Below are 4335 nucleotides of genomic sequence, written 5' to 3'. Positions count from 1 at the left end.
GGGGGAGCCGGTCGGTGACCTTGCGCGCATCGGCGGGGTCGGCGGCCGCATTGCCGTTGCCGCTCTCCATGATCGCCCGCCCGAACAATCCGTCCGCCCGCGGCGAGGACAGCAGCGAGGCGACGCTCATGGCGCCGGCGGACTCACCGAAGACGGTGATGTTATCGGGGTCGCCGCCGAATGCGGAGATGTTCTCCCGCACCCACCGCAGCGCGGCGATCTGATCGAGCAGCCCGCGGTTCTCCGGAGCGCCGGCGACCGAAGCGAATCCCGGTGTGCCGAGCCGGTAATTGACGCCGACGCAGACGACGCCATCGCGGGCGAAGGTGTCCCCGGCGTACATCGTGATCCGGTTGGAACCGCGGGTGAAAGCACCCCCATGAATCCACACCATCACCGGCAGCCCGGCCCCGCCCGGGTCCGGAGTCCAGACGTTGAGGTTCAGGTAGTCGTCGCCGTCGACGATGACGGTGTCGAGGAGCGCGGCGATCGGTGCGGGGTACGGCGCCTGCGGTGCGGTCGGGCCGTAGGCGGTGGCGTCCCGAACGCCGTCCCACGACGGTGCAGGCTTGGGTGCGGCAAACGCATCGGGCCCGACCGGCGGTGCGGCGTAAGGGATTCCGAGGAATGCGGAGATCCCATCGGTGGTGCTGCCGGAGACTGCGCCGCCGGCGATCGAGACGACGGGGGCGTGAACATCAGCGCGGGTCATACCCGCCGACGCTACGCCCATGTCCGGGGTCGGCTCGGCAGAACCGCATTCGCGATACCGATGCGCTGGTGAGTGCCCGGACGCGGCACTACTCTCCAGAAATGGACATCGAGAGGGTCTTCTCCGGAGTCGCGGTCACCCTCGAGGTGATCGGCGCGGTGGCGATGATCGCCGGGTTCGTGGTGGCGGTGGTGCTCAGCGTCCGATCGTTGCGTCGCGACGAGGGTGGTGCGACCGCATTCGCCACCCTGCGCAATACCCTCGGTTCGGCGATCCTGCTCGGCCTCGAGATCCTCGTGGCCGCCGATCTGATCCGCACCATCACGTCCAAGCCGTCGATCACCGACGCCCTGATCCTCGGCATCGTGGTGCTTATCCGGACGATCCTGTCGATGTCGATCCAGATCGAGATCGAGGGCGTGTTGCCTTGGCGGCGTGCGCTTCTCACCAGTGGTGGCCAGTTGATGGGACATGCCGTCGCCGCGGATGTGCGCGCATCACGGGCGCATGAGGCGCGAGGAGATGAACCGGGGCTCTGACGAGGTGCAGTGAGGTCCCGGGTCTGTGATCGTGCACCGAGCGACGGGCGCCACGGTGACAGGCGTGCGACGCTGAGTCGGTGACGACATCGGGTGACGACGCAATGCAGCACTCCCACGGGGTCCGCAGGGGCACCGTTCACGGGCTCGACGCCCACCTCATCGAGACGCCGCACGCGCAGGCGGCGATCTCGGTGTTCGGCGGGCAGGTCGTGTCGTTCCGCCCCGCCGGATCGGTCGACGACGTGTTGTGGGTATCGCCGGCGCTTGCCGATCTGCCCACACCCATCCGCGGCGGAATCCCGGTCTGCTGGCCCTATTTCGCTCGCGAAGGTCAGACCGGCGACGTCCCCTCGCACGGCTACGCGCGTACCGCTCGATGGGCGATCACCAGCTCCGTGGTGACCGGGACCGGCGAGGTCGAGATATCGCTGGCACCCGAAGGACTCGATCACCTCGAGTTGCGACTGTCGATGACCGTGCGGGTCGGCGCAACGCTGGAGCAGGGCATCCACACCCACAACCCGGGGGCGGCGCCTGCGCGGCTCACCGAGGCTCTGCACAACTACTTTCGCGTCTCCGATGTCGCTGATGTCCACGTCGAGGGGTTGGCCGGGCTGACCTATGCCGACAAGTTCGACGGCGGCGCGATCCATCCGCAGCACGGCGAATGGACGTTGCCGAGTTCCCCTGCGCGCAGCGATCGCCTGTACCCGGGGGCGGGCGGCACCTACCGGATCGTCGACCCCGGCTTCGGTCGGGTCATCGAGATCCGTGGACGCCAGGCGCGCACGGCCGTCGTCTGGAATCCCGGCGCCGACGTTGCCGCGGGCATGGCCGACGTCGGTCCGCACTGGCGCGAGTTCGTGTGTGTCGAGACGGCCAATGCCGGCCCCGACGTCGTCGAGGTTCCCGCCGGGGCCACCCACTCCATGTGGCAGACCATCTCCGTCACGCCCGTCTCATAACTCCGGGTATCGAATCTCGTAAGTCTCACAATCCACCGATGCGCCTCACGCTGGGCCGTGTCCGTAAAACACTGTCTTCGAAGACCGATCCGGCGTAGAACCTGCTGACGCCTCTGCGGTCTCATATCTCACTGCGTGTCTCGTCTCGGTAACTCGTCTTTTGAGATAGCCTCGTCGGCATGCCCACCACCGATCCGGGAGCGCAACCCGGGATGCTCCTCGGTTACGCGCGGGAAAGTTCGGATTCCCCTGCACTCGATGAGCAGATCGATCTGCTCATCGACAACGGTGTCGACCCGGAGCGCGTGTACTCCGATCACTCGCGCCACGACTCCCCCACCGCACACCGCCCGGGGCTCGACGCGCTGCTCGGCTACGCCCGCTCCGGTGACACCGTCGTGGTCGTCGGGATGGATCGGCTCGGACGCAGCACACCTGAGTTGCTGTCGACCGTGCGCACCCTCGACGACCGCAGCATCGGTGTCCGCTCGATTCGCGAGCGATTGCGTACCGACGACGACGTCGGAGCGACACTCGTCGGCGTCCTCGCCTCACTGGCGGTGGTGAACGACGAGGCCGCCCGAACACGCCAACGAACCCAACCCAGGCCGACCCGACACAGCGGCAGCTCCCCGCTCGGACGCCCCCGTGTGCTGACCGACGAACAGGTCGAACTCGCACAACGCATGCGGGACAACGGGGATCCCGTTCCGACCATTGCCACGACCCTCGGGGTCAGCCGCGCCACCCTGTACCGAACTCTCGCCGAGAAGAGGACCACTCGATGACCACCAGCAACTCCCGCGTACTCGCCTTCCCGACCGCCATTCCGCCGGAGTCGGCGATCAGCGACCCGACCCTCGACGAGGCGGAATTCCAGCGCGGATACGACGAGGCATCGGACTACCTAGCGTCCTTGCCGCGTGCCTGGGCCGCCAATCACGCGACGGCGGCGTTGGCCGCCGGCGAGATCCCCCAGATCACGCAAAGCTATGAACGTGGTTATCGCGCAGCGCTTTACGGTTACAGTCGGCATCCGCGGCGATAGCCGACAGCCCCCCGTAACGACACCGCCAGACCGTGCTCCGGCGAGCCCACCAACCCCGGGCGAATAACGCACTCGAACTGTCCGCAATATCGCTCATGCTCTTCCTCACCGCCCGAAGAACAGATACGACTGACACCGTGTCGGAGCACCCTGTCGATCGGCGGACTCCTCAAGCACGCGCTCGACGGCATGCGCGGAGCCATCTCTCGGCTCTCGGGCGACGACTGGACACCGCAGCTCGACGAGGCCGGGATCGTCGCGTACTTCACCGGTTTCGTCGTCGGCCCCGACGAATCGCTCAGCGGACTGCTGGTGCCGACACTGCGATGTAAACCAGTCGAGCGCCCGACTCATCGTGCAACGAGGTCCGGCTCAGTGAGAGCGCGCCACCTCGAGGCACATCGAGAACGTCGGGGATCTGCAACCTGGTGATCACTACGCACATCATGCTCATGAGCCTGATCGATAAGGGACTACTCACCGTCGATCCGCAGGTGTTCACCGAGAGGGTGGTGGGTCACCAAGACCAGCGTGGATCGCAAGGTCGAGGTCTACATGGCTCCTGCCGAGTGCGAGGGGACGGACAACCACCGTTGCCTGCCGACCCTTCACAGGAACCCAACCCAGTGGCTATCCGACCACCTTGCACTGTCCGACGCGGGACTGATCGGGTCCGACGAGATCGAGCGGTCATCGAGGCCGACTGCTGCGACTTTGAGACCAACTGACCAGACCGGGACTACCAGCCCCCGGTCTCCCGGCGCGCTGTTTAACCTCGGCCTTTCACGCCGGTTGCGTGTCGACGAGTGCGACCTGACCGCGCCGAGTCAGGAGGAGGTGCGGGTCCGCGTGCAGCAGAACTTGCGTCTACTCGAACAGGTTGCCGTTGAGCGTGAGATCGCGGCCCGGCTGATCGCCGAGGCCCCCGCCGGTCCTGCGCCGGGCGATCTCGCCGCCGCTGTGGGCCACCTCGAAGCCGAACTCGCCAAGACCGACACCCTCGGCTTCATCCACGTCTCGGCCGGGGTCGCGTCGGCTGCCGCCCGTGACAACCTCATCATCCGCACC

Annotated in this window: 5 protein-coding genes and 1 pseudogene; 5 read left to right on the top strand and 1 reads right to left on the bottom strand. The window is 66.9% G+C overall.

Annotated features, from left to right (window positions below; all coding sequences use genetic code 11):
• Nucleotides 1-712 (bottom strand): carboxylesterase family protein (locus B1964_RS09300; protein WP_139765680.1); only part of this gene is annotated, 712 nt, incomplete at its 3' end.
• 101 nt (nucleotides 713-813) lie between these two features.
• Here B1964_RS09300 and B1964_RS09295 point away from each other — a divergent pair.
• From B1964_RS09295 to B1964_RS09270, 5 genes and pseudogenes are all read left to right on the top strand, one after another.
• Nucleotides 814-1251: a DUF1622 domain-containing protein gene (locus B1964_RS09295; RefSeq protein ID WP_079929576.1), complete on the top strand. Its 438-nt coding sequence runs from the start codon at nucleotides 814-816 to the stop codon at nucleotides 1249-1251.
• Between the two features lie 80 nt (nucleotides 1252-1331).
• A complete protein-coding gene (locus B1964_RS09290; protein WP_079929575.1) occupies nucleotides 1332-2219 on the top strand; it encodes a D-hexose-6-phosphate mutarotase in 888 nt (295 codons plus the stop codon).
• Between the two features lie 179 nt (nucleotides 2220-2398).
• Nucleotides 2399-3007, top strand: a complete 609-nt coding sequence (locus B1964_RS09285; protein WP_079929574.1) for a recombinase family protein — start codon at nucleotides 2399-2401, stop codon at nucleotides 3005-3007.
• On the top strand, nucleotides 3004-3267 hold the full coding sequence (locus B1964_RS09280; RefSeq protein ID WP_006370194.1) for a hypothetical protein: 264 nt from the start codon (nucleotides 3004-3006) through the stop codon (nucleotides 3265-3267). Before B1964_RS09285 ends, B1964_RS09280 begins: the two co-directional genes overlap by 4 nt.
• A gap of 849 nt (nucleotides 3268-4116) precedes the next feature.
• A pseudogene (locus B1964_RS09270) lies at nucleotides 4117-4335 on the top strand (hypothetical protein); the annotation flags it as partial.

Source organism: Gordonia sp. i37 (assembly GCF_002043085.1).
In the GTDB taxonomy this organism is placed as follows: domain Bacteria; phylum Actinomycetota; class Actinomycetes; order Mycobacteriales; family Mycobacteriaceae; genus Gordonia; species Gordonia polyisoprenivorans.
Note: the sequence above shows the minus strand (reverse complement) of the source record. Positions and strands in the feature narration are given on the sequence as shown.

Excerpts from the sequence above, each read along its gene's own strand:
- B1964_RS09295 (WP_079929576.1), top strand. The coding sequence starts at position 814 with ATGGACATCGAGAGGGTCTTCTCCGGAGTCGCGGTCACCCTCGAGGTG.
- B1964_RS09285 (WP_079929574.1), top strand. The coding sequence starts at position 2,399 with ATGCCCACCACCGATCCGGGAGCGCAACCCGGGATGCTCCTCGGTTAC.
- B1964_RS09280 (WP_006370194.1), top strand. The coding sequence starts at position 3,004 with ATGACCACCAGCAACTCCCGCGTACTCGCCTTCCCGACCGCCATTCCG.